Annotated in this window: 17 protein-coding genes and 1 pseudogene; 9 read left to right on the top strand and 9 right to left on the bottom strand. The window is 62.5% G+C overall.

The window, feature by feature from the left end:
* Positions 1 to 136: 136 nt before the first annotated feature.
* From ACW9JE_RS07585 to ACW9JE_RS07560, 6 genes are all read right to left on the bottom strand, one after another.
* Positions 137 to 1459 carry a purine-cytosine permease family protein gene (locus ACW9JE_RS07585; protein ID WP_457432380.1) on the bottom strand — a complete coding sequence of 441 codons (1323 nt, stop codon included), beginning with the start codon at positions 1457 to 1459 and terminating at the stop codon, positions 137 to 139.
* A 111-nt stretch (positions 1460 to 1570) separates the two neighbouring features.
* Entirely contained in the window at positions 1571 to 2545 is a 975-nt protein-coding gene (locus ACW9JE_RS07580) for a 5-oxoprolinase subunit C family protein (protein ID WP_457432379.1), read from the bottom strand.
* Positions 2542 to 3414, bottom strand: coding sequence for a 5-oxoprolinase subunit B family protein (locus ACW9JE_RS07575; protein WP_175380092.1), 873 nt, complete (start codon positions 3412 to 3414; stop codon positions 2542 to 2544). The genes ACW9JE_RS07580 and ACW9JE_RS07575 overlap by 4 nt, the downstream gene beginning before the upstream one ends.
* Positions 3411 to 4784, bottom strand: coding sequence for an acetyl-CoA carboxylase biotin carboxylase subunit (locus ACW9JE_RS07570; RefSeq protein ID WP_457432378.1), 1374 nt, complete (start codon positions 4782 to 4784; stop codon positions 3411 to 3413). The genes ACW9JE_RS07575 and ACW9JE_RS07570 overlap by 4 nt, the downstream gene beginning before the upstream one ends.
* 10 nt (positions 4785 to 4794) lie before the next feature.
* Positions 4795 to 5040 (bottom strand): acetyl-CoA carboxylase, encoded by a 246-nt coding sequence (locus tag ACW9JE_RS07565; protein WP_046855294.1) that lies wholly within the window; start codon positions 5038 to 5040, stop codon positions 4795 to 4797.
* A gap of 113 nt (positions 5041 to 5153) precedes the next feature.
* On the bottom strand, positions 5154 to 5912 hold the full coding sequence (locus ACW9JE_RS07560; protein ID WP_457432377.1) for a 5-oxoprolinase subunit PxpA: 759 nt from the start codon (positions 5910 to 5912) through the stop codon (positions 5154 to 5156).
* A 160-nt stretch (positions 5913 to 6072) separates the two neighbouring features.
* Between ACW9JE_RS07560 and ACW9JE_RS07555 the strand changes: the two genes are divergently transcribed.
* The 5 genes from ACW9JE_RS07555 to ACW9JE_RS07535 all read left to right on the top strand — a co-directional run bounded on the left by ACW9JE_RS07555 (position 6073) and on the right by ACW9JE_RS07535 (position 11533).
* Complete coding sequence (locus tag ACW9JE_RS07555; protein WP_457432376.1) at positions 6073 to 6990, top strand: LysR family transcriptional regulator; 918 nt, start codon at positions 6073 to 6075, stop codon at positions 6988 to 6990.
* A gap of 73 nt (positions 6991 to 7063) precedes the next feature.
* A complete protein-coding gene (locus tag ACW9JE_RS07550; RefSeq protein WP_457432375.1) occupies positions 7064 to 7558 on the top strand; it encodes a PaaI family thioesterase in 495 nt (164 codons plus the stop codon).
* Positions 7559 to 7784: 226 nt separating this feature from the next.
* Entirely contained in the window at positions 7785 to 9263 is a 1479-nt protein-coding gene (locus ACW9JE_RS07545; protein ID WP_457432374.1) for a sensor histidine kinase, read from the top strand.
* A 64-nt stretch (positions 9264 to 9327) separates the two neighbouring features.
* Positions 9328 to 9948 carry a LysE family translocator gene (locus ACW9JE_RS07540; protein WP_457432373.1) on the top strand — a complete coding sequence of 207 codons (621 nt, stop codon included), beginning with the start codon at positions 9328 to 9330 and terminating at the stop codon, positions 9946 to 9948.
* Between the two features lie 103 nt (positions 9949 to 10051).
* A complete protein-coding gene (locus tag ACW9JE_RS07535) occupies positions 10052 to 11533 on the top strand; it encodes a sensor histidine kinase (protein ID WP_457432372.1) in 1482 nt (493 codons plus the stop codon).
* Here ACW9JE_RS07535 and ACW9JE_RS07530 read toward each other — a convergent pair.
* Positions 11530 to 12219: a response regulator gene (locus tag ACW9JE_RS07530; protein WP_457432371.1), complete on the bottom strand. Its 690-nt coding sequence runs from the start codon at positions 12217 to 12219 to the stop codon at positions 11530 to 11532. The two genes, ACW9JE_RS07535 and ACW9JE_RS07530, sit on opposite strands and share 4 nt — an antisense overlap.
* A gap of 125 nt (positions 12220 to 12344) precedes the next feature.
* A complete protein-coding gene (locus ACW9JE_RS07525; RefSeq protein WP_457432370.1) occupies positions 12345 to 13310 on the bottom strand; it encodes a diiron oxygenase in 966 nt (321 codons plus the stop codon).
* Between the two features lie 198 nt (positions 13311 to 13508).
* Here ACW9JE_RS07525 and ACW9JE_RS07520 point away from each other — a divergent pair, with 198 nt between their 5' ends.
* From ACW9JE_RS07520 to ACW9JE_RS07505, 4 genes and pseudogenes are all read left to right on the top strand, one after another.
* Entirely contained in the window at positions 13509 to 14471 is a 963-nt protein-coding gene (locus tag ACW9JE_RS07520; protein WP_457432369.1) for an AraC family transcriptional regulator, read from the top strand.
* Positions 14472 to 14789: 318 nt separating this feature from the next.
* Positions 14790 to 18176, top strand: a complete 3387-nt coding sequence (locus ACW9JE_RS07515; protein ID WP_457432381.1) for an Ig-like domain-containing protein — start codon at positions 14790 to 14792, stop codon at positions 18174 to 18176.
* Positions 18177 to 18251: 75 nt separating this feature from the next.
* The gene (locus ACW9JE_RS07510) at positions 18252 to 19283 is read left to right on the top strand and encodes an SCO family protein (protein WP_457432368.1); all 1032 of its coding nucleotides are present in this window, start codon (positions 18252 to 18254) and stop codon (positions 19281 to 19283) included.
* A 357-nt stretch (positions 19284 to 19640) separates the two neighbouring features.
* Positions 19641 to 21804: pseudogene (locus tag ACW9JE_RS07505) on the top strand (TonB-dependent siderophore receptor).
* An 8-nt stretch (positions 21805 to 21812) separates the two neighbouring features.
* On the opposite strand, the gene ACW9JE_RS07500 reads toward ACW9JE_RS07505, so the two are convergent.
* The gene (locus tag ACW9JE_RS07500; RefSeq protein WP_224532859.1) at positions 21813 to 22274 is read right to left on the bottom strand and encodes a GNAT family N-acetyltransferase; all 462 of its coding nucleotides are present in this window, start codon (positions 22272 to 22274) and stop codon (positions 21813 to 21815) included.
* Positions 22275 to 22387 lie beyond the last annotated feature (113 nt).

Here is a 22387-nt window from a genome sequence, read left to right as displayed (position 1 = left end):
CGAGGGGGCTTGCCCCCGCTGGGCTGCGAAGCGGCCCCAAAAAGATGGGACTGCTGCGCAGTCCAACGGGGCGGTGCGACGTTTCGACAAGCCCCTCGCCACAGGTACTTCTTTTCACACAAATATTTGCCTAGAACTACTGCACCACGCCCACCTGCACCCGCCCCCGACGCGCCAATCCCGCTTGCAACGCAAAAGCCACCACCACCGTCGCCGGCGCGGAAAAGCTGCTCAAGCCACCGGCCGAAAACATCAGCGCCAGCCCCAACGCCGTAGCCCCAAACCACGCACTCAGCCCCACTGGATTGAACGCCGACACCCGCTCCAGCGACCCGGCGTCATAACGTCCATAGACAATCTGCGCCAGCGCCACGCCCACCCAGGCCACCACGAAGATCCCCTGATAGGCCAACGCCTTGAGCAGGTAGGCAAACACATCCGCCAGCATCAGCCCGTAGACGATCACCCCCACTGCCACCGCCCACACCAGGTACGAGGCACGCAGGCCGAAGCGGGCGAAGAAGGCCTGCATGTTCAGGGTCGCCAGGTAGTAGTTGGCGGTGTTGATCCGGGTTTGCGTGGCCCAGACGAACAGCAGCCCCCACAGGCCCATCAACTGCAGGATCGCCATGACCACCGACACCTCGTTCAGCGCACCTTCGTGGGGAATGCTGCTAACCAGGTAGATGCCCGCCGCGCCATTGAGCAGGAAGGTCACCATGTAGAACGGCATGCCGAAGTTCCAGCGACCGTGGTATTCGGCGTCATCCGGTTTGCCGAAACGGGCGTAGTCGAAGGTGAACAGCATCAGGATCCACACGCCCATGTAGGCCACGAAGCAGTCCCACCAGCCGAACGCAGCGGGCGTCGCCGGGCCGAAATCCAGCCATTGCGACTGGTAGCCGTAACGGCTGATCGACAAGCCCACCGCCACCAGCAGGCCGCCGAGGTACACCGGCAGCAGCACGCCGTTGAGCTTGTCCAGCCAGTGCTGCACGCTGCCCAGAATCATAGGCACGCTGTACAGCACCACCAGCAGCGCGGCCAGCGGATATACCAGCTCCGGGTACAGATGATTGAGTGCCACGGCGATCACCGAGCCCTCGAACACCGCGTAATAGATCGCCGTGGAGAAGAAGATCAGTGTCGCCAGGCACGCTCCGGTACTGCCGAACAGCAGCCGCGAGAATAACGCCACCGACAAGCCGCTGCGCACCGCGAAGCGGCTGAGCACGCTGTTGACCAGCCCGTAGCTGATCACCGACAACACCATACCGATCAGCGCATTGCGCGCGCCGTAGGACAGCGCCAGGGACGCCCCGACCACGATGTAGAACATCGCGCTGCACACCGCCCACCAGGCCATGGTCAGCGACAGTCGGACCATGCGCGCTTCGGTAGGAACGGGGTGATTGGCCGGGTCCTGCCCGGTTTGACTCGATTGCGATAAAGCAGCCATATGCGTGATCTCCAAAACCAGTCAGAGGTTGAAGCGCGGGCAGCCGCCACCGCACCGAAGTGCGGCGTTGGCTGGTCTTTTGGCTTTACCCGCGCCGTGCGGCGGGCAGAATCAGGAAGGGAACAGCTTGCTCAGGCAGCTGAGTTTTTTCTTGTAGGAACGTCGGGCTTCCAGTGCCTCTTCCAGGGTCACCGCGACGAAGCGGGCCTTCTGGTTGGGTTGCATCTGGCCGATCAGGTCGAGGTCGGCGCTGATCACCGTGCCGATCATCGCGTAGCCGCCACCGGACACCGCATCGCGGTGCAGCACGATGGGTTCCAGACCTGCCGGCACCTGGATCGAACCGATGGGGTAACAGCTGTCGACAATGTTCGAAGGATCGGAACCGGCACCGAACGGCTGCTCGCGAGGCTGGAAGCTCAGCGGACTGCCGCCCTTGAAGCGATAACCGATGCGATCCGCTTCCGAGCCGACGGTCCAGGCTTCGGCGAAAAAGCTGTCCGCCGCCGCTGGGGTCAAGCGGTCGTAGTACAGCCCCGGCACCACCCGCAGGGTGATTTCCCCGCCCAGCGACTGACGCAGCGCCATGGGCAGACTGGCCCCGACGCGGCCCTTGCCGCTGGCGACGCCCACCGGCAATTCGTCACCGACCGCCAGCCTGCGCCCCTGAAAACCGCCCAGCGCCCCCAGCGCATAGGTGGAACGGCTGCCGAGCACCACCGGCACATCGATGCCGCCGGCCACCGCCAGATAAGCCCGGGCGCCAGCCTTGGGGAAATCGAAACGCAACACCTGCCCGGCCTTCACCTCGAAGGCGGTGTCCAGGTGCATGTCCACGCCATCGACCTTCGGCGTCATGTGCGCACCGCACACCGCCACCAGCGCGCCCTGCGTGAATTCCAGCTCCGGCCCCAGCAGCGTGCATTCCAGCGCCGCCGAGTTGGCCGGGTTGCCCACCAGCTGGTTGGCCGCGCTCAGGGCGTACTGATCCAGCGCTCCGGAAGGCGGGATGCCCAGGTGGTAATAGCCTTCGCGGCCAAGGTCCTGCACCGAGGTGGCCAGACCGGGTTTGAGTACCTTGATCATGCCAGCACCTCCTGCAGCGACTTGGGATAGCCGATCGGGTCGGCGAGGAACGCATCGAGCGAGAATTCCACCGGACGGATGCGCAGATCGAAGCGCCCGGCTTCCACCTCGGCCACCGCCTGGTCATAGGCCTCGCGGTCCATCGGTTTGAACTGCACGATGTCGCCGGGACGGAAGAACACCATGTGTTCCTTCAGGTACGCCAGGTTCTGCTGCGGGTCGTAGATCGGTGCCGGGGTGACGCCGAACATCTGGTAGCCACCGGCGCCACGCACCGAGTAGATGCAACCGAAGCAGCCGCCATGGCCCAGGGTCAGTTTCGGTGTGTCGGTGCGCGGCCGCAGGTACTTGGGCACCTGCAACTGGCGTTCGCGCTCGACCATCTGGAACATGAACGGCAGGCCCGCCACGAAGCCCACCATCGAGACGAACCACGGCGCGCCACTGTGGGCGGCGATGAACGCCTCGACGTCGGCCAGGCCGTTGATCCGTGCGGCGTACTCCAGGTCCGTGGCGCTCGGGTCCTGATGGCGATCGCGAAAGCGCATCAGGGTTTCGTGGGTCCAGGGATCGTTGTAGAGCACCGGGATCTCGATGATCCGGGTGTGCAGGGTGCGCTCGGCCACGGCCTCGGCTTCGGCGCCCTTCACCGCTTCAAGCAGATCGGCCGGGGCGATGCGGTCCGGGTCGAAACGGATCTGGAACGAAGCGTTGGCCAGGCACACGTCGAGTACGCCATCCAGCGCCAGACGCTCCACCGCACGGGTGACCGCCATGCCCTTGAAGAAGGCCTCCAGGGACATGCTGTCGCTGACTTCGGCAAACAGGTGTTCGTCGGCGCCAAAGCTGTAGCGAATCGGACTGCTCATGCTTCACCTCCGCTGCGGCGCTCGGCCAGCCAGGTTTCCAAAGTGCCGGTGTGGAAGTCGGCGGTGTGCAGCCAGGGTTGCTCCAGCAGCTCGCCGTGCAGAGCCAAGGTGCTGGCCATGCCGGTGAGCGTGGTCTGCTCCACGGCCAGTCGCGCGCGGGCTAGCGCCTGGGCGCGATCGCTGCCATGAACGATCAGCTTCGCCAGCAGCGAGTCATAGTATGGCGGCACCCGGTAGCCTTCATACAGATGGCTGTCGACGCGCACGCCCTCGCCTTGCGGCCAGTTCAGCGCTTGCACCAGCCCCGGGCTTGGGAAGAAATCCCGCGCCGGGTCTTCGGCGTTCAGGCGCATTTGCAAGGCCGCGCCGTTGAGCCGGATATCGCTTTGCTTGAGGCCCAGCGGTTCGCCACCGGCGATGCGCAGCATGGCCTGGACCAGATCGATGCCGGTGATCAGCTCGCTGACCGGGTGCTCCACCTGGATCCGCGTGTTCATCTCGATGAAGAAAAACTCGCCGGTGGCGTCGTCGTACAGATACTCAAGGGTGCCCGCGCCTTGATAACCCAGGGCCTCGGTCAGGCGCACGGCGCTAGCACAAAGAGTCTCGCGCTGCTGTGCATCAAGAACCGGCGACGGCGCTTCTTCGAAGATCTTCTGCCGACGGCGTTGCAGCGAACACTCGCGCTCGAACAGGTGCACCGCGTGCTTACCATCGCCCAGCACCTGCACTTCGATGTGCCGGGCCTTGCCGATGAAGCGCTCCAGATACACCGCGCCGTTGCCGAACGCGGCCTGGGCTTCACGCTGGGAACGGGGGAATTCTTCGCTCAACTGCTGCGGGTTTTCCGCCAGGCGAATCCCGCGTCCGCCGCCACCGGCCGAGGCCTTGATCAGCAGCGGGAAGCCGACGGACTCGGCGGCTTTGAGCGCCGATTCCACATCGAACAGTTCATCCGGCGAGCCAGGTACCACCGGCACGCCCGCCGCTTGTGCGGTGCGCCGGGCTTCGGCCTTGTCGCCCATGCGTCGGATGGTCTCCGGGCTTGGACCGACGAAAATCGCCCCGGCGGCTTGCACCGCTTCGGCGAATTCGGCGTTCTCCGAGAGAAAGCCGTAGCCTGGGTGGACCGCGTTGGCGCCGGTGGCCTTCAGGGCGCCGAGCAGCGCTTCGACATTGAGGTAGCTCTTGTCGGCGCGGGCCGGGCCAAGGATGTGCACCTCGTCGGCCATGCGCGCGGCCTGGGAATCGACGTCTGCTTCGCTGCACGCCGCCACGGTAGGAATCCCCAGCGCTTTCGCGGCGCGAATGATCCGCACGGCAATCTCGCCACGGTTGGCGATCAGCAATTTACGTATGCCTTGAGTCATGGTCGTGCCCTCACGCGTCTTCGAGTGTGGCGATGACCTGACCCGGCTCCACCGGATCACCGTCTTCGACCAGAAACGCGTCCAGGCGCCCTGCCGTGCCGGCGGTCAGTTCGGAAAACTGCTTCATGACCTCGATCAGACCGATCACCGTGTCGGCGCTGACCTGGGCACCGGCCTCGACGTAGTTCGGCGAGTCCGGGGTGGCTTTGCGGTAGAAGGTCCCCGGCAACGGGGTGATGACTGTGTGCTGCGCCATGTCTGTTCCTCTTGGAATAGTTGTAGAAAGGCAGGCAAAAAATCTGTGTGTGATGCAAACCCTGGCGTCTGTGTGCCAGGTGGTTCCTGTTGGTTATCGCGTTGCGATGTGGGTTATCGCGGTGCGCGCACCTTGATCCCCGCGCCGTCCAGCGCTTTGCGGGTGGCCTCGACCAGCGCCAGGGCGCCGGGTGTGTCGCTGTGCAAACAGATGGAATCGAATTCGATCGCCAGGTCTTCACCTTCCACCGTGCGCACCACGCCCTCCTGGCAGGCACGCAGTACCCGCGCCGCTACCTGCGCCGGGTCGTAGGCACGCACGTTGCGGGTGAAGACGATGGAGCCGCTGAGGTCGTACTCGCGGTCGGCGTAGAACTCGCGGATCACCGGTTGGCCGAGTTCCGTGGCGATGCGCCAGATCGCCGAGTCGGGCATGCAATACAGCAGCAGCTCGGGCTCCAGGCGCTGCAGGTTTTCCACCAGCAAACGTGCCGCTTCCTCGTCCCGGGCCAGGTGCATGTACAGCGCACCGTGGGGTTTGATGTGTTGCAGGGCTACGCCTTGAACCTTGGCGAGTTCACGCAGGGCGCCCAGCTGATAGAGCATGTCGTCCACCAGCTCCTGGGCCGGTGCATTGATGTGGCGACGGCCGAAACCGACCAGGTCGCGAAAGCCCGGATGGGCCCCGACGGCCACGCCCAGGCGCTTGGCCTGCTCGACCGTGCGACGCATGGTGCCGGGGTCGCCGGCATGGAAACCGGTGGCGACGTTGGCCGAGCTGATGAAGCCCATCAGTTCGTTGTCAACGCCGTCGCCGATGGTCCACGGCCCGAAGCCTTCGCCCATGTCCGAATTGAAATCTACTGCCTGCATGACACTTGCTCCTGACGCTTGTGACTTCATGCACTCCAAGTTAAATTCCGGCCGACCCCTTGGGAAGATCTATTATCAGAGGGGCCATCTTCTGAAAAACAGATAGCTCTGAAAAACAGATCGCTTCTGAAAAACAGATACCTCGTCGACCGGAGCTTTCATGTCACTGACCCTGCGCCAGGTTCGTTATTTCGTCGCCACTGCCGAGATCGGGCAGATCTCCCAGGCGGCGATCCATTTGAATATTTCCCAATCGGCGGTGACCACCGCGATCAAGGAGCTGGAGGGCATGCTCGGCGCGCTGTTGTTCCAGCGCTCGGCGCAGGGCATGAGCCTGACCGATGCCGGGCGGCACTTTCTCAATCGGGCCTACGTGATCCTGCGCAGCGTCGACGATGCGCTGAACAGCCCGCTGCCGGACGTGCGCGCCAGCGGCCTGCTGCGGGTGGCGGCCAGTTACACGGTGATCGGTTACTTCCTGCCGCACCATCTGCAACGCCTGGAACACTGGCACCCGGACGTGGCCATCGAAGTGCACGAACGGGAACGCCAGGCCATCGAGCAAGGCCTGCTGGAAGGCGAATTCGACATGGCGGTGGTGCTCACGGCGAACCTGACGCACCCGGACATCGTCTCCGAAACCCTGTTCAACTCCGAACGCCGGCTGTGGCTGCCCAGCCATCACCCGCTGTGCGAACGCTCGGCGGTGAGCCTTGCCGATGTGGCGAGGGAACCGTTCATCCTGCTGACCGTCGACGAAGCCGAACAAAGCGCCATGCGCTACTGGGAACACGCCCATCAGCAACCCGACGTGCGGGTCCGCACCAGCTCGGTGGAAGCGGTGCGCAGCATGGTGGCCAACGGCAGCGGCGTGGCAATTCTCTCCGATCTGGTGCACCGCCCCTGGTCGCTGGAAGGCAAACGCATCGAAACCGTGACCATCACCGACAAGGTCACCCCCATGAGCGTCGGCCTGGCCTGGCACCGCGAGCGCGAATTCAGTCCGGCGATGCAGGCGTTTCGCACTTACTTCCACGACGCTTTCCTTGCGCCGCAGCAGCATTCGGCACGGCGCTGAAACGCAACAGGGGGTGCGTTATGGTGCGAATTGCCTAACAATCGGGGCTTCCACTTTCGAGGATGATCCAGGCATGACCACCCACGACACCTCTCTACAAGACACGGCAGCCCCCGACGGCGTCTGCTACGGCTGCGGCGGCAGCAATCCCCACGGGCTGCACATCAAGAGTTACTGGCACGAGGACGGCACCCATGTCGTGGCCGAACATGTGCCGGAAGACAAGTACTGCGGCTGGCCGGATCTGGTCTACGGCGGCCTGATCGCGATGCTGGTGGATTGCCACTCCAACTGGACCGCCATGGCCTGGCACTACCGCGCCGAACAGCGCGAAGTCGCCAGCCTGCCGCGCATCAACTGCGTCACCGGCAACCTGGGCATCAAGTTCATCAAACCCACCCCCATGGGCGTGCCGCTGACGTTGCGGGCCAGAGTGGAAGGCGACGTCGGGCGCAAGACTCGGGTGATCTGCGAAGTGTTCGCCGGCGACGTGCTGACGGCAGTGGGTGACTCGGTGTTCGTGCGGGTCGATGCCGGGCAGTTGGCCGATGCGGCGCATGGTCGATAGGTTGCTTGCGGATTCGGGGCAATGACTGGGGAATTTGCCCCAAATTTGGCTTTCGCGCCCCGGTTCAGAACCTCTCATCTGACCACCCGCCCTCGCTCAACGCCCAACGGCTCTGGCGTCAGGTCCAGCCTCAGGTTTGGCATGAACAATGCTCCAGTTACTACAGGCTTGAAGTAGAAGCCCGATTTGCTGCACAGGGAAACGAAACACTGACAGGACATTCCCCATGGCTGCCATTTCAGCACTGTTCAATCGCCTGCCCCGGGGAGCCGCCGACGCCATTGCGCCGACACGGCAGTTCAATCTGTTGCGCTGGTTTTCGCTGATCAGTTTTTTCCTCGTCAGCGTCATCGCCTTTGGTCTGGGCACGGTGTCGACCCAATATCTGGTGATCGAAAGCCTGGAGCGCGATGCACTGCTGTCAGCGCAATTCATCCAGACCATCGCCGCCGGCGAGATCCGCCATCACGGGCTCACCGGGATGCGGGTAGCCGATGTGCTGGCGGCGCCTCCGTATGGCGTGCTTTCCCATGAATTGGCACAGAACCGGCTACGGGCGCGCTCGGAGTTTTTCGACCATCTGTCGCACCTGCCCGATTCCCTGTTGATCAGCCTCTACTCCCCGCAGCGGACGGTGATCTGGTCGACCAATCCCGAATTGATCGGCAAGCAATTTCTCGACGACGAAGCACTGGAAGCCGCCTTTCACGCCAAGGACCGGGTCTCCACCAAATACAGCGCGGCCGATGAAGCGCGCCCCGAGCAGCAGTTTTTGCATCCGCCGAAAAACTTCTTCATCGAAAGCTACATCCCGCTGATGGATGACGTGGGCAACACACTGGTAATGGTGGAAATCTACAAGGAGCCGTCCGACCTGATCGAAAGGCTCGAGCGGGGCCACTGGATCATCTGGCTGTCCACGGCGCTGGGCGGTGTTCTGCTGTACTTCGGGCTGTACTGGATGGTGCGACGGGCGTCGGCGCAACTGGCGTCGCAGGAAGCGCAACTGGTGGCCAACAAGACCTATCTGGGGCTGATCGAGATGTCCACGGCGGTTGCCCACAGCCTGCGCAATCCGCTGGCGTGCATCCGCTCCAGTGCCGAGTTGGCAGACGAAACAGAGGGCCAGCCCGCGCGCAAGAACATCGCCGATATCGTCAGCCAGGTCGACCGGATGTCGAAGTGGGTGCATGAACTGCTGCTGTGCCTGCGACCGATTCGCGGAGAGGCTGAACTGGTGGAGCCGATGGTCGGGGTACAGGCCACGCTGAGCACCTTCGCCACGCAACTGGGGCAATCGAGAATCCAGGTGATTTTCAGCAACGAGCCGACGCCCCGTGTGGTCAGCAACCCGCTGCTGCTGTCGCAGATTCTCAACAGCGTGATCGCCCATTCCATCGAGGCCATGCCTGGCGGGGGAACATTGACCATCCGCGCCGAGCTGGATGAAACCCAGCAATGGCTGCATCTGACCTTGCATGACACCGGATACGGACTGTCCAGGCTGCAGGAAATGGCGGCCTTCAAATCCTTCTACACGACCAAGGACGGCAGGCTCGGCATCGGGCTGATCATGGTCAAGCAGATCATGGAAAGCTTTGGCGGCGAGGCGACGTTGAGCAGCCTTGATCAGAAGGGAACGTTGGTGCGACTGACGTTCAAGGTGGTTGAACGCAAGGAAAGTGCGCAGCGTAAAACGGCGTAGGTGCGGGGGATTTGTTCGGGCCATGTGCTAACGTGCGGCCATCCCCACGTGGAAGCCACCGCCCATGTCTATCTTCGACAGCCTGCTCGCCTTCACCCTCGCCGCCACGGTACTGACCCTGACTCCCGGCCTGGACACCGCCCTGGTCCTGAGAACCGCCACCGTGGAAGGCCGACAACAGGCGTTTCGTGCCGCACTGGGCATCAACGCCGGCTGTCTGCTGTGGGGCGCTGCTGTCGCTTTTGGCCTGGGCGCCCTGATCGCGGTTTCGGAACTGGCGTTCAGCCTGCTCAAGTACTGCGGCGCCGGGTACCTGGCCTGGCTCGGGCTGAACATGCTGCTGCGCCCACGCCGCTCGCTCTCCCCCGTCGAAACCGATGGCAAGCCGAACGCCAACTGGTTCCTCAAGGGCATGCTGGGCAACGTGCTCAATCCCAAGGTCGGCATCTTCTACGTCTCCTTCCTCCCCCAATTCATTCCCCAGGGACAAAACCTGATTGCCTGGACCTTCGGTCTGGTCAGCATTCACGTGGTACTCGGCCTGATCTGGTCCGCCACCCTGATCGGCGCGACCCAACCACTGGCCAGCGTTCTGCGACGCGAGCGCGTGATCAAGTGGATGGATCGCACCACGGGGATGATTTTTGTGCTGTTTGCGGCGCGGTTGGCGTTCAGTCGGCGTTGAAATCCATCTGAAAAGATCGCGCCTTCGGCAGCGACTACAGGGCGCAGCATACGGGGTGAAGAGGCCTACACTTCTTGAATGGAGGCATCGGAGAACCAATCCCATGACAAAAGACGCAAAGGTCGACTCAAAAGACGCGACGTTCATCGCGCATCAGAATGAGCCTCTGTTCGAATCCACCCCACCGATCGATGAGCATCGCAACGGCAGCTGGGGCGCGCGGTTCTGGGCGCGGCAGCTGAGCAACTCGACGCGATTTGTGATTATTGCGGCGGTGATTCTCGGGTTGACCATGTTTTCCGTGGGCAATCTGGTGAGCGAAAACATCGAAAACGCCGCGGTGAACAGCGCCGCAGCTGCGGGCGCGCAATACATGGGGACCTTTCTGGAGCCCTTCGTGCAGGAGATGAGCGAGAACAACACCCTCTCTGAAGCCAGTGTCCAGGCACTGGATCGTCTCACCCAAAGTCATGCGCTGAAACAGCACATCGTCTCGATCAAGATCTGGCGGGCCGACGGTACGGTGGTCTACAGCACCAACAAGGCCATTACCAACCACAAATTCCCGCTGGAGCATGTCGGCGAGGCGCTCAAGGGCAAGGTGGTCACCGACGTTGAAGACCCGTCCCAGGACGAGAACGAGTGGGAACGCAAACTCGACCTGCCGCTTTATGAGATCTACGCGCCCCTGCGCGATGCCGGTTCCAGCAAGATCATCGCGGTGGGCGAGTTCTATGAAAAGGCCGAGAGCCTGAAGGTCGAGATCAATCGCATCCGCAAGGAAGTCTGGACGGTGGTCGGCGCCGCGACGCTGGCAATGTTGACGCTGCTGTTCTTCATCGTGCGCCGTGGCGACAAGATCATCCAGCGCCAGCAAGTGGCTCTGCGCCTGCGCTTGCAGGAGCAGACCCGCCTGCACATCAGCAATGCCGAACTGCAACGCAAGATGGCCACGGCGACTCAGGAGTTTTCCCGGGTCAACGAACTGACCCTGCGCCGCATCGGCGCGGACCTGCACGACGGCCCGGCGCAGTTGTTGACCCTGATTCTGATCCGCCTCGACGACCTGGCCGAGAACTGCTCGAACGTGGATCAGGAGTCGATGGAAACCATTCGCGGCGCGGCCACCGACGCATTGCGCGAGGTGCGGGATCTGTCCCGAGGCCTGGCCCTGCCGGAAATCAACGACCTGACCCTGGTGGAAGAGCTGCATCTGGTGGCACAGCGACACGAGCAACGGACCGGCACCCAGGTGGCCCTGAACATCGGTACGCTGCCGAAGGTCACGTCGATGCCGCTCAAGCTCTGCCTGTACCGTTTCGTGCAGGAAGTGCTCAACAACGCCTACCGTCATGCCAACGGCGAGGGCCAGGCGATCCAGGCGAAGTACATCAACGGGATACTGAACATCAGCGTCAGGGACAGTGGACCGGGCCTGTCGGACGACGCCTTTGAGCTCGATAAATCAGGCAGGAGCCGGCTGGGGCTGGCCGGCTTGCGCTATCGCGTCGAATCATTGGGCGGATTGTTCAGCATTGACTCCAGCGCCGCCGGCACGTCGGTCAATGCGCAATTTCGACTCTAGTCAGCGTCCTGGGAGGCTTCTTCGGCGGCGAAGCGAAGTCGCTCGACCGCTTCGTGCTCCCAATAACGCCGCAGGACGGTGACCGCTTCCACGCGATTTCGCGCGTTGAGCTTTTGCATCACGCAGCCCATGTGGTGCTTGACGGTCTTTTCACTGATCAGCAGCTTGGTCGCCACTTCCCGGTTGGTCAGCCCTTTCGAGACTTCACGGATGACCTCCTCCTCACGCGGGGTCAAATCGAACTTGGGCATTTCCGCTTCATGCTTTTTGGTGTTGCTCAGCAGTTTGTCCGCAAGCTCGGGGGAGATGAAGGTTTCGCCACGGGCAATCGCCCTGATCGCCTCGACCAGTTGCGGCCCGCTGATCCCTTTCAAGACATAGCCGCTGGCGCCAGCCTCAAGCGCCAGGAAGGCATCGTTCTCGGACTCGGAAACCGTGAGCATCAGCACCTTCACATTCGATAGCTGAGTGGTGATGAAGCGCACTGCGGCGAACACGTCGCCGGGCATATTGACGTCCATCAACATCACGTTCGGGCTCACCCGTTCGGCAATTTCCCTGGCATCGTCCGCACTCGCGCCCTGCTCCACCACCTGGAGGTCCGGACGTCTTTTCAAGGTATTGGCAACGCCCTCGCGCAACAACGGATGGTCGTCGACGATGCCGATACGCACGGATGGATTCATGACACGCTCCCCGAAAGATTTGCATTCCTGCACCCTAAATTAATAGCAGGGAACCGGGGATAACGCCGGACCGACGGCCCACAAAAAATCGCGCGACCGATGAAATGTCGGTCGCGCGGGCGGGATCAGCTTTCCAGGATGGGCGCCAGCGCCGTTTGGATCCTCGACATCTGTTCCGGCGTCGTCATGCTCGTCAGCAGCTTGCCGAAGTGCGGGTGCTGCACGCCCGAAACGATGTACTGCCAGCGGTAGGCGCCCAGCAGGCCGTCGCTGATTTGCGCGCGTTCATCGGCACTGAACGGGCGCGAAACGCTGCGGATGAAGTACTCGGCATCCGCTGCCGACTGTGCTTGCAGGATGCCGTCCACGGCGCCCACCAGGGCAATCAGGTCATCCACCGCCAGGTCGCGCTCGGCCGGCGAGAGCTTGGCGTGTTCCGCTTGCCACTCCAGTTCGTCGAGCACCACGTGCCGGCTCTCATCCTTCCAGTGGAACTTGAACACGTCCTTGAACAGTGGGCACAGCTCTTCGCGCGGGGCGATGCTCTGGCTGTAGTGGGTCTGCACGAACAGCTCGATATGGCAGGTCAGCGCCAGCACCGACCAACTGCTGGCCGCCAGTACCGCGCGGGCCACCTCATTGGGCTCGGCCACCTGGCGATAGCCGGCCGGCAATTGCTCACCAATCATGATTTCAATGCGCCGGAACAGCTCCTGATGCTTGATTTCGTCGTTGGAGAAACGCACCAGCGCCTCCAGCGCCAACTGATCGTCGAACACATGGGCCCTGCCCTGATCGAGCATCTTGGCGCTGATGAAGCGTTCGACCAGGCCGAACAGATACGCATAGGTGCGGCCCTGGATCTGGCTGAACAGGCGCGCTTCGTCGTCGCCGAGAAAGGCCAGCCGGTCGATCTGCGACAGACCGTCGGGGAGGAATTTGCGCGAAAAATCAAAGCGGCGGTCCTGCAGCAGATCGCGGTCGATCTGCCATTCGGCTTTCTTCGATGCTTTGACCATTTGCGCATAGCGATCGACATTGGCGGCAGCTTTGCCGCGTAAGGAGCTGGGTACGGTCACGACAGTATTCACATTGATCTCCGGATTGCCTGGTCGAATAGGGATGTGCCAGTTAGCGATAACGTCGGAGCCAATGACCCTCGATGAAGGCCGCCAAGGGCGCCTGGATCGCCGGTTCCGCGTTGGTGCTAATCTAGGCCTCGCCGTTGCGGCGTTGAATGACCGATGCGCCGGAATACCTGCTCCGTCGTCCGGAAAGGAGAACTGGCCATGCTCGATGCGCTGTCCGATGTACTGCGTGTCATCCGGTTGTCTGGAGGGGTGTTCCTCGAGGCCGAACTCACCGCGCCCTGGTGCATCAACGGGCGCATGTCGGAAGAGGATTGCAAGCCCTTTCAGCAGTCACCCAGGCATGTCATCGCATCGCACTTCGTCGCCGCCGGGAGCATGCAGATCCGGGTCGAGGGCGAGACCGCCGTTGACGTGCAGGCCGGCGAACTGGTGCTGCTGCCGCACAATCACACCCATGCCTTCGGCAGCGACCTGAGCATCGCTCCGATGCCGGTGAAAGAGGTCATCCAGCCACCCGAAGTCGGCGGCATTTCCCGCATTCGATACGGCGGAGGCGGCGAAGTGGCCACGCAGTTGCTTTGCGGTTTTCTTGGGTCCGAAACGCCCTTCAGTCCATTGCTGTCGTCGCTGCCTTCGCTGTTGAAACTGGACCTGCGCGCGACCGCCTCGGGCACCTGGATCGAAAGCTCGTTCCGTTTCGCCGTCAGCGAGATCGCGGCGGGACGGGTCGGCTCGGCCACGGTCATCGCCAAGCTGTCGGAACTGTTGTTCGTCGAAGCCGTCAACCAGTACGTCGCCAGCCTCCCCGCCGAGCGCCGAGGTTGGCTGGCGGGCTTGCGCGACCCGCAGATCGGCCGCGCCCTGGCCCTGCTCCACGCCCGCCCGACCGAAAACTGGACGGCGGAAGGTTTGGCGTTTGAAGTGGGCATGTCGCGGTCGGTGTTCGCCGAACGATTCACGGCTCTGGTCAGTCAACCGCCGATGCAATACCTGACGCTCTGGCGCATGCACGTGGCCGCGCAACAGCTGCGTGAAGGCCGGGGAAATGTGGCGCAGATCGGGTTTGCGGTGGGCTATGAGTCGGAGGCGGCGTTCAGTCGGGCGTTCAAAAGGCAGTTCGGCACATCGCCCGGGATGTGGCGCAAACAGCCACAGGGCTAGGGTTTCAGCATTAGCCGATCTGCGGGCCAATTTCCCCCAATCCCCCCCAAAACAGGGGCTTTGCCCCCACTTGTCCCTCTCTTGAAACACCCCGCCTAACCACCCCCGATTGTCCGCGGACTGTTGGATCCATGAAACATTTGCTCACGTTTTCCGATCGCCGCGAGCGCTGGCACGGTCCCTGCTTGACGCCCAAATATAGGGCACAGTGCTATCAACGCGATGCAGGTCTGGCCTGGCGCCACACCTTGCCGGGGAGGCAAAAGAATGAAGACCAAACAACCCAACCGTTCTTTCTCACGCTTGATACGGCCGGACATGGCTTCGGCCATATTGTTGGCATTCACCATGGGGGACGCGGGGGCTTCGCCGATAGACGATGAGAGCGAGCCATCACACACCGACCCCTCCTACTACCGGCCGCAACCCGCCGACCCTGCGGCCGCGCTGCTGGAAATCCGCACGATGCCGGAGGCCAACCACGGCTCGCTCTCGCTGCCCAACGGCGGCCAGGGCGACCGCAACACTCCGAGGGCCGATAACGTCCTGCCCCCTGCGCTGCAGACCTCGTTCAACTTCCCCACCAACGGCAAGCCAAGCCCGCTGTTTGGCGCCGAACCCTTTACCCAGCAAATCCTCCTGTTCGAAGAATTCGGCCCGGAGAAACTCGACCCGCAAACGCCACCGGGGCAACTGACCTTCCCCGTGCCGACGGTAGGCCCGATGCCCGGCCAGGACCCCAACAGCATCGCCCGCAGCGGCCCATCGGGAACTGCGCTGGAAGCCTTCCTGCGCCAACCGGGGCTGACGCCGTTCCCGACCCAATACTCCAACGTACTGGACCGCAACCCCTGGAAGGCGCAGATCGAAGCCTTCCTCAACCGCGCCCCCGTGGGCTCTCCGGCTGAAGGACGGCCAGGCGGCAAAGGCTGGTCGCACCAGCGCTGGAACGAGTTCTATCCGCAAGCCGCGTTCAAGACCGTGCAAGCCGGCGCCCGGCAGAACCTGGGCCTGCGCGACAGCAAACAGATGCATGGCTACGCCAAGGGTGAATTCGGCCCGGGCGGTCTCTACTACCAGACCTCGGACATTCCAACCACCAAGGGCACCACCAAAGGCATCGACATTCGCATCCATCCGAAGATGCCGATCCAGAACCACAACTCGGTGTGGACCTTCGACGGCACCCTGCCGCCGAAACTGTTGATGGTCCGCTACGGCCAACCGCTGCTGATGCGTCACTACAACGCCCTGCCGATTGATCCGGCGGCCAACAACGGTTTCGGCCTGCACACCATCAGTACCCACGAACACAACGGTCACAGCCCGGCCGAGAGCGATGGTTATGCCAACGCCTTCTTCTTCCCCGGTCAGTACTACGACTACCGCTGGCCGGTGCAACTGGCCGGCTACGACACCATCAACACTAAGGCCGAAGACCCACGCGCCGCCTTCCCTTGCTCGCCGGGCGAAACCCTGTGGGTCAACGACATGGCTCCCGCCAAGAAGACCTGCGAGAACGGCAGCATCAAGATCCGTGGCGACTGGCGCGAAACCATGAGTACTCACTGGTTCCACGACCACATGCTCGATTTCACCGCACAGAACGTCTACAAGGGCAACGCGGTGATGATGAACTACTACAGCGCCATCGACCGTGGGAACGAGGCCTTCGAGGATGGCGTGAACCTGCGCCTGCCCAGCGGCAGCGCCATGCCCTGGGGCAACCGCGACTATGACGTCAACCTGGTGGTGGCCGACAAGGCCTGGGATGCCAACGGCCAACTGTGGTTCAACCCGTTCAACACCGACGGCTTCATCGGTGACCAGATGCTGGTGAACTGGCAGTACCAGCCATTCCTCAACGTGCGCGCGCGCAGCTACCGTTTCCGCATTCTCAACGGCTCGGTGTCACGCTACGTGAAGCTGGCCGTGGTGCGGGAAATCAAGGGTACCGGCGGCGAGTTCCCAGGGCCATCCGGCTCAGGTGTGTCCTACGCCCGGGTGCCATTCCACATGATCGGCAACGACGGCAACATCATGGAACACGCCATTCCCTTCGACGGCAGCATGGACCTCGATGGCGACGGCGACCTGAAAGACAACAACGGCATCCTGCCGACCCAGGCGATTGCCGAGCGTTACGACATCATCATCAACTTCGCGAAAAACGGGATCAAAACCGGCGACAAGATCTACTTCGTCAACCTGATGGAACACAAGACCGGCAAGGGTCCGGAGAAAGAAGAAGTGCCGCTGGGCGATGTCCTGTCCGAAAAATACAAGGCCGTGCTCAAGCAAAGCAGCAAGGGACCGCAGTGGGACAAGGGCGATCCGGTGGTGGGCAAGTTCCTGCAACTGATCGTCAAGGAATACTCCGGCCAGGACCTGAGCATGGACCCTGTCGCCTATGAACCGGCCAAACCCGGCAAACCTGCCGGCAAGAAAATGATCCCGCTGACCATCAACCGCGACGACGTGGCCGACAAGGCGAAAATGGAGAAGGCCCGTCACCGCAGCTTCACCTTCGGCCGCTCCGATGGCACCGACACCGCGCCATGGACCATCAAGACCGACGGCGGCTTCGGCTACAGCATGGACCCACGCCAGCTGACCGCCGCGGCGTCGTTGTCCACCGGGCCGACCGACGCCGGCTTCAGCGGCGACGGCACCCTGGAAGTGTGGAACATCAAGAACGGCGGCAACGGCTGGAGCCATCCGGTGCACGTGCACTTCGAGGAAGGGGTGATCCTCAACCGCGACGGCAAGGCACCACCGGACTGGGAAAAATGGGCACGCAAGGACGTGTACCGCATCGGGCCGGAAGTCGACAGTTCCACCGAAGTGACCATGGCGATCCGCTTCCGCGAATTCGCCGGGACCTACATGGAGCACTGCCACAACACCCAGCATGAGGACTCGTCGATGTTGCTGCGCTGGGACATCGAACACCCCGGCCAGTTCGAGCTGATGCCGACACCGCTGCCAAGCTGGGATGGTGTCGAGTACGTCGCCACCGCCGCCCTGCCGACCTTCCGTACCGGTGGCAAAGGCGAAGGCGAAGGCGGTAATGACGATGACGAGGACGAAGGCGGCGACGACAACAGCACCAACAAACTGCCGATCGCCGGTCCCGACGCCGGCAGCACCACCGCCGGTGTGCCGGTCACCCTTAACGTGCTGGCCAACGACAGTGACCCGGACAACAACGTGCCGCTCACCGTGGTCGGCCTGACACAGCCGGATTCCGGCATGGGCACGACCACCACCGATGGCACCCGGGTGATCTACACACCACCGGCCGCGCTCACCGAGCCGGGCATCGCGTCCTTCACCTATGAAGTGCGCGACGCCAAGGGTGGTGTCTCGGCAACCCCCGGCACTGTGACTGTCTCGGTGGCACCGGCAGCGACCAGCAACGAGGACCTGCAAGTGACCAGCGCCACGGTGTCGGTACGCAGCAACAACCGTTACACCTGGGATCTGGCGGGGACCACGTCGCTGACCGGATCGGTGCTGACCGTCACCGCAGCCACCACCGGCGGGCCGCTGGTACTGGGTACGGCGACCCTGACGCCAACCGCCACCGGCGCGCGCTGGAGGATCTCGGCGAGCACCACCGGCAACGGGCCGGCGGCGACTCCCGTCGTGACGATCAAGTCGTCCTCCGGCAAGTCGGTCACAGCGCCTATCTCCGTCCGTTGACCGGCATCACCTTGCACTCCAGCCCTTACCGGTGGAGTGCAAGGCTTCAATCAGTACTCTGCACAGGACGCACTCATGATCACCTCACACTGGAACCGGACGATCAGACTCCTTCGCCCGTTGCTGCTTTTAACCCTGAGCATCGCTGGCGGAGCAGCCGCCGTTGCCGAGGAAAGCGGCACGAGCACACCCTGGGGCAAGGACTATTTCCCCAACACCGAACTGGTCAATCAGGACGGCCAGAAGGTGCATTTTTTCGATGACCTGATCAAAGACAAGGTGGTGGCGATCAACTTCATCTTCACCTCCTGCACCGACTCCTGCCCGCTGGAAACCGCGCGCCTGCTCCAGGTCCAGAAGGTGCTGGGCGACCGAGTCGGCAAGGACATCTTTCTCTACTCGATCACCATCGATCCGGAAACCGATACCCCTGAGGTGCTGAAGAAATACACCGAGAAATTCAGGATCGGCCCGGGCTGGCAGTTCCTCACCGGCAACAAGGACGACATCACCGCCCTGCGCAAAAGCCTGGGCCTATTCATCGAAGGCATCGACAACGGCCGCAACAAGGACCACAACCTGAGCCTGATCATCGGCAACCAGAGCACCGGCCGCTGGATGAAATCCTCGCCCATGGAGAACCCCTACATCCTCGCCGACCGCTTGGGCAAAACCCTGCAGAACTGGAAACAGCCGAGCACCAGCACCCAGGACTACGCCACTGCCCCGACCCTGCGTCCACCAAGCGCCGGCGAGCAGATCTATCGCACCCGCTGCTCGTCCTGCCATACCGTGGGCGACACCGCGAACGCCGGCATCCGCAGCATCGGCCCCGACCTGATCGGCGTCACCCGCCAACGCGATCCGCAATGGCTCAAACGCTGGATCAAGGAACCGGACGCGATGCTGGCGGAGAAAGATGCATTGGCGACGCAGTTGTTCGAGCAATACAACAGCCTGGCGATGCCGAACCTGCGCCTGGGTGAGATCGAGATCAATGCGGTGCTGACCTATCTGGCCGAAGAGACCGAACGGTTGCAGCCGGCGCCGCCGGTGGCGCAGGACACTCACGATGAGCACCATCAGCATGCGGGGCACAAGATGTAAGGAGGCTAACCACAATCACCTGTAGGAGCGAGCTTGCTCGCGATGGTCGTCAACGATAACGCGGGAAACCTGACACCCCGCGGTGTATCTGACTCCATCGCGAGCAAGCTCGCTCCTACAGTTTCATCAGCGTCCATTCATTTCGAAATGTGAAATTTTCGTTAACCAATTGGTAATTAGCACTTTTTTTCCAGGATCCAATCTGGCACTCTGTTGCGAATGATTATCACAAGTAATCACAACAGCATTTGTGTGAGTGCCTATGTCCGCCTCGTAACGCAATTCGGTCCACCCCGCCGCCGCTGAAACACCCCCCATCCGTTCAATCCGACATCCATTCTGTAAGGAGACTTTCGCGTGCAATTTTTTTGGCCCCGTCCTCTCGCCGTTGCCGTTGCCCTGGCCAGCGCCTCGCCCTTTGTACTTGCGCAGGAACCCGCTACGGCAACAACGCCTGACGAGCCGATCGGCGACCAGCAGGTCCTGACACTGGGAGCCGTGAACGTCAGCGCCGATCAGTTGGGCCAGACCACCGAAGGCACGGGGTCGTACACCACCGGTGCCATGTCGACCGCCACCAAGCTGCCGCTGACCATGCGCGAGACCCCGCAGGCCGTGACCGTGATCACCCGTCAGCGCATGGACGACCAGGCCATGACCAGCGTGAACGATGTGGTCAGGGCAACGCCGGGGCTGTTTCTCAGCCAGTCCAGCGGCCCAGGTCGACAAACCTACAGCGCACGCGGTTTTGACATCGACAACATCATGTACGACGGCCTGCCGAGTTCTTACACCGGCTGGAACGTCGGCGTGCAGCCCAACCTTGCGATGTTCGATCGGGTCGAAATCATTCGCGGCGCGACGGGCCTGGTCACCGGCAGCGGCAACCCTTCGGCGGCCATCAACATGGTTCGCAAGCGCCCCACCGCTACCCCGCAGGTCACACTGACCGGCGCGGCTGGCAGTTGGGATGACTATCGCGGGGAGTTCGACGCTTCCGGCGCGCTGAATGACAGCGGCAGCGTGCGGGGTCGCGTGGTGGGTTCCTACCGCGACTCGGACAGCTTTCGCGACAAGGAAAAAAGCGACCATGGCCTGTTCTATGCCATCGGCGAGGCGGACCTGAGCGACGACACCACGGCAACCCTGGGCTTCTCGCGCCAGGAAGACCAGACCAACTTCTTCTGGGGCGGCCTGCCCATCGGCACTGACGGCCACCATCTGGACTTGCCGCGCTCCACTTACCCGGGCACGGATTGGGAAAACAAACGGCAGGAAATCAACACGCTGTTCGGCGAAATCGAGCATCACTTCGTCAACGACTGGAGCCTGCATCTGGCGGCCACCAAGTCCTGGCAGGACGCGCTGTTCTCCGGCACCTATCTGTCGCGCTACTCCGGCCCGCTGGCGACAACGGCTTATCAGTCCAAACCCCCAGGAAGACCAGACCGCATTCGATGCCTTCGCCAGCGGCCCGTTCGAAGCCTTCGGTCGTACCCATGAACTGATGCTCGGCGCCAGCCGTCGTGAAGTCGACCTGCGCACGCGCGAGTACAGCCCCTACGCCCTGTCATGGGCGATCGGCGCGCCGAAACCGGACTTCGTGCACAGCGGCGACAGCCATGAAGTCACCAGCCAGGACGGCGTCTATCTGACCACCCGACTGAGTCTTGCCGACCCGTTGAGCCTGATTCTCGGCGGCCGTCTGGACTGGTATGACTACGACAACCGCACGGGCGAAGGCGACTACAAGGTCACTCGCAACGTCACCCGTTACGCAGGCCTGATCTATGACCTGAACGACACCTACTCGGTCTACGCCAGCTACACCGACATCTTCACCCCGCAAACCTCCAAGGACACCTCCGGCAAGGTGATCGAACCAATCGTGGGCGAGAACTACGAAATCGGCATCAAGGGCGAATATTTCAACGGCGCCCTCAACGCCAGCCTGGCGCTGTTCCAGGTCGATCAGAAGAACCGCGCCAGCGTCGCCGACGACCAGACCGGTTGCCCGGAGATGACCTGCTACGAATCGTCCGGCCTGGTTCGCAGCCAGGGCATCGACATGGAACTGCAGGGTGCGTTGACCCCGAACTGGCAAGTGGGCGCCGGCTTCACCTACACCCGCGCCCGCTACAAAAAGGATTCGGACCCGGCCAACGATAACCAGCGTTTCACCCCGGATCAGCCTGAGCGCCTGTTCAAGGTGTCCACCGCTTACCGTCTGCAAGGTCCGCTGGAGAAGTTTCGCGTGGGCGGCAACGTCTACTGGCAGAGCCGCATGTACAACGACGTGGCGCTCGACGATGGCAGCTATCGCATCGAACAGGGCAGCTACGCGGTCACCGACCTGATGGCCGGCTACGAGGTGAACAAGCACCTGGACCTGCAACTCAACGCCAACAACATCTTCGACCGCACCTACTACTCGGCGATCGGCTATGACGTGACCTGGGGTTCGACGGATACCTACGGTGCACCGCGCAACTACATGCTGACGGCCAAATACAGCTTTTGATAGTCGCGCTACGGGCGCGGAACCTGATCAGTTCTGCGCTCGTATTGCAGATAACCGTGAGTGTCGATTCCGCTCCGCACGAAACCTGCTCGTTCGTAGAGGTGCCTGGCGGGGTTCTCGGGTTTCACGCTCAACTTCATGAGCGTGAAGCCTTCTCGCAATGCCGCCGCCGTACAAGCCTCGAGCAGCGCTCGACCAATGCCGCAGCGTCCATGCGACGGGCTGACGTTGAGGGTGCAGATTTCGGCGTGATCCTGCTCGGCAGTCCATAAGGCATAACCCGCGAACTGCTCGTCCATGGACGCGATGGTGAACCGTTCGAAGTTCTCCACCCAGCGCGTCAGGTGCCGCTCCAGCTGGATTCGCCAGGCGCTTTCGTGATCAGGTTCCCAGCACCGGATATAGTCCTGCTCGCCCCTGTAGATCGATGGAAGATCGGTAACCTGTGCCTGCCTGAGTGTGAGCGCCATCCTGGTGCCTTTGGTTGATGTGTGGGAACAAGCGCAGGATTATATGGAATCGCCATCCCTTGTAGGAGCGAGCTTGCTCGCGATGGTCGTCAACGATGACGCGGGGAACCTGA

The sequence above is a fragment of the Pseudomonas sp. SDO55104_S430 genome (assembly GCF_054070595.1).
The sequence above is the reverse complement of the archived record's forward strand: the minus strand, read 5'-3'. Positions and strand labels throughout refer to the sequence as shown.

Coding starts and splice junctions, on each gene's coding strand:
- ACW9JE_RS07585 (WP_457432380.1), bottom strand. CDS start 1,459: ATGGCTGCTTTATCGCAATCGAGTCAAACCGGGCAGGACCCGGCCAAT.
- ACW9JE_RS07580 (WP_457432379.1), bottom strand. CDS start 2,545: ATGATCAAGGTACTCAAACCCGGTCTGGCCACCTCGGTGCAGGACCTT.
- ACW9JE_RS07575 (WP_175380092.1), bottom strand. CDS start 3,414: ATGAGCAGTCCGATTCGCTACAGCTTTGGCGCCGACGAACACCTGTTT.
- ACW9JE_RS07570 (WP_457432378.1), bottom strand. CDS start 4,784: ATGACTCAAGGCATACGTAAATTGCTGATCGCCAACCGTGGCGAGATT.
- ACW9JE_RS07565 (WP_046855294.1), bottom strand. CDS start 5,040: ATGGCGCAGCACACAGTCATCACCCCGTTGCCGGGGACCTTCTACCGC.
- ACW9JE_RS07560 (WP_457432377.1), bottom strand. CDS start 5,912: ATGCAGGCAGTAGATTTCAATTCGGACATGGGCGAAGGCTTCGGGCCG.
- ACW9JE_RS07555 (WP_457432376.1), top strand. CDS start 6,073: ATGTCACTGACCCTGCGCCAGGTTCGTTATTTCGTCGCCACTGCCGAG.
- ACW9JE_RS07550 (WP_457432375.1), top strand. CDS start 7,064: ATGACCACCCACGACACCTCTCTACAAGACACGGCAGCCCCCGACGGC.
- ACW9JE_RS07545 (WP_457432374.1), top strand. CDS start 7,785: ATGGCTGCCATTTCAGCACTGTTCAATCGCCTGCCCCGGGGAGCCGCC.
- ACW9JE_RS07540 (WP_457432373.1), top strand. CDS start 9,328: ATGTCTATCTTCGACAGCCTGCTCGCCTTCACCCTCGCCGCCACGGTA.
- ACW9JE_RS07535 (WP_457432372.1), top strand. CDS start 10,052: ATGACAAAAGACGCAAAGGTCGACTCAAAAGACGCGACGTTCATCGCG.
- ACW9JE_RS07530 (WP_457432371.1), bottom strand. CDS start 12,219: ATGAATCCATCCGTGCGTATCGGCATCGTCGACGACCATCCGTTGTTG.
- ACW9JE_RS07520 (WP_457432369.1), top strand. CDS start 13,509: ATGCTCGATGCGCTGTCCGATGTACTGCGTGTCATCCGGTTGTCTGGA.
- ACW9JE_RS07515 (WP_457432381.1), top strand. CDS start 14,790: ATGGCTTCGGCCATATTGTTGGCATTCACCATGGGGGACGCGGGGGCT.
- ACW9JE_RS07510 (WP_457432368.1), top strand. CDS start 18,252: ATGATCACCTCACACTGGAACCGGACGATCAGACTCCTTCGCCCGTTG.
- ACW9JE_RS07500 (WP_224532859.1), bottom strand. CDS start 22,274: ATGGCGCTCACACTCAGGCAGGCACAGGTTACCGATCTTCCATCGATC.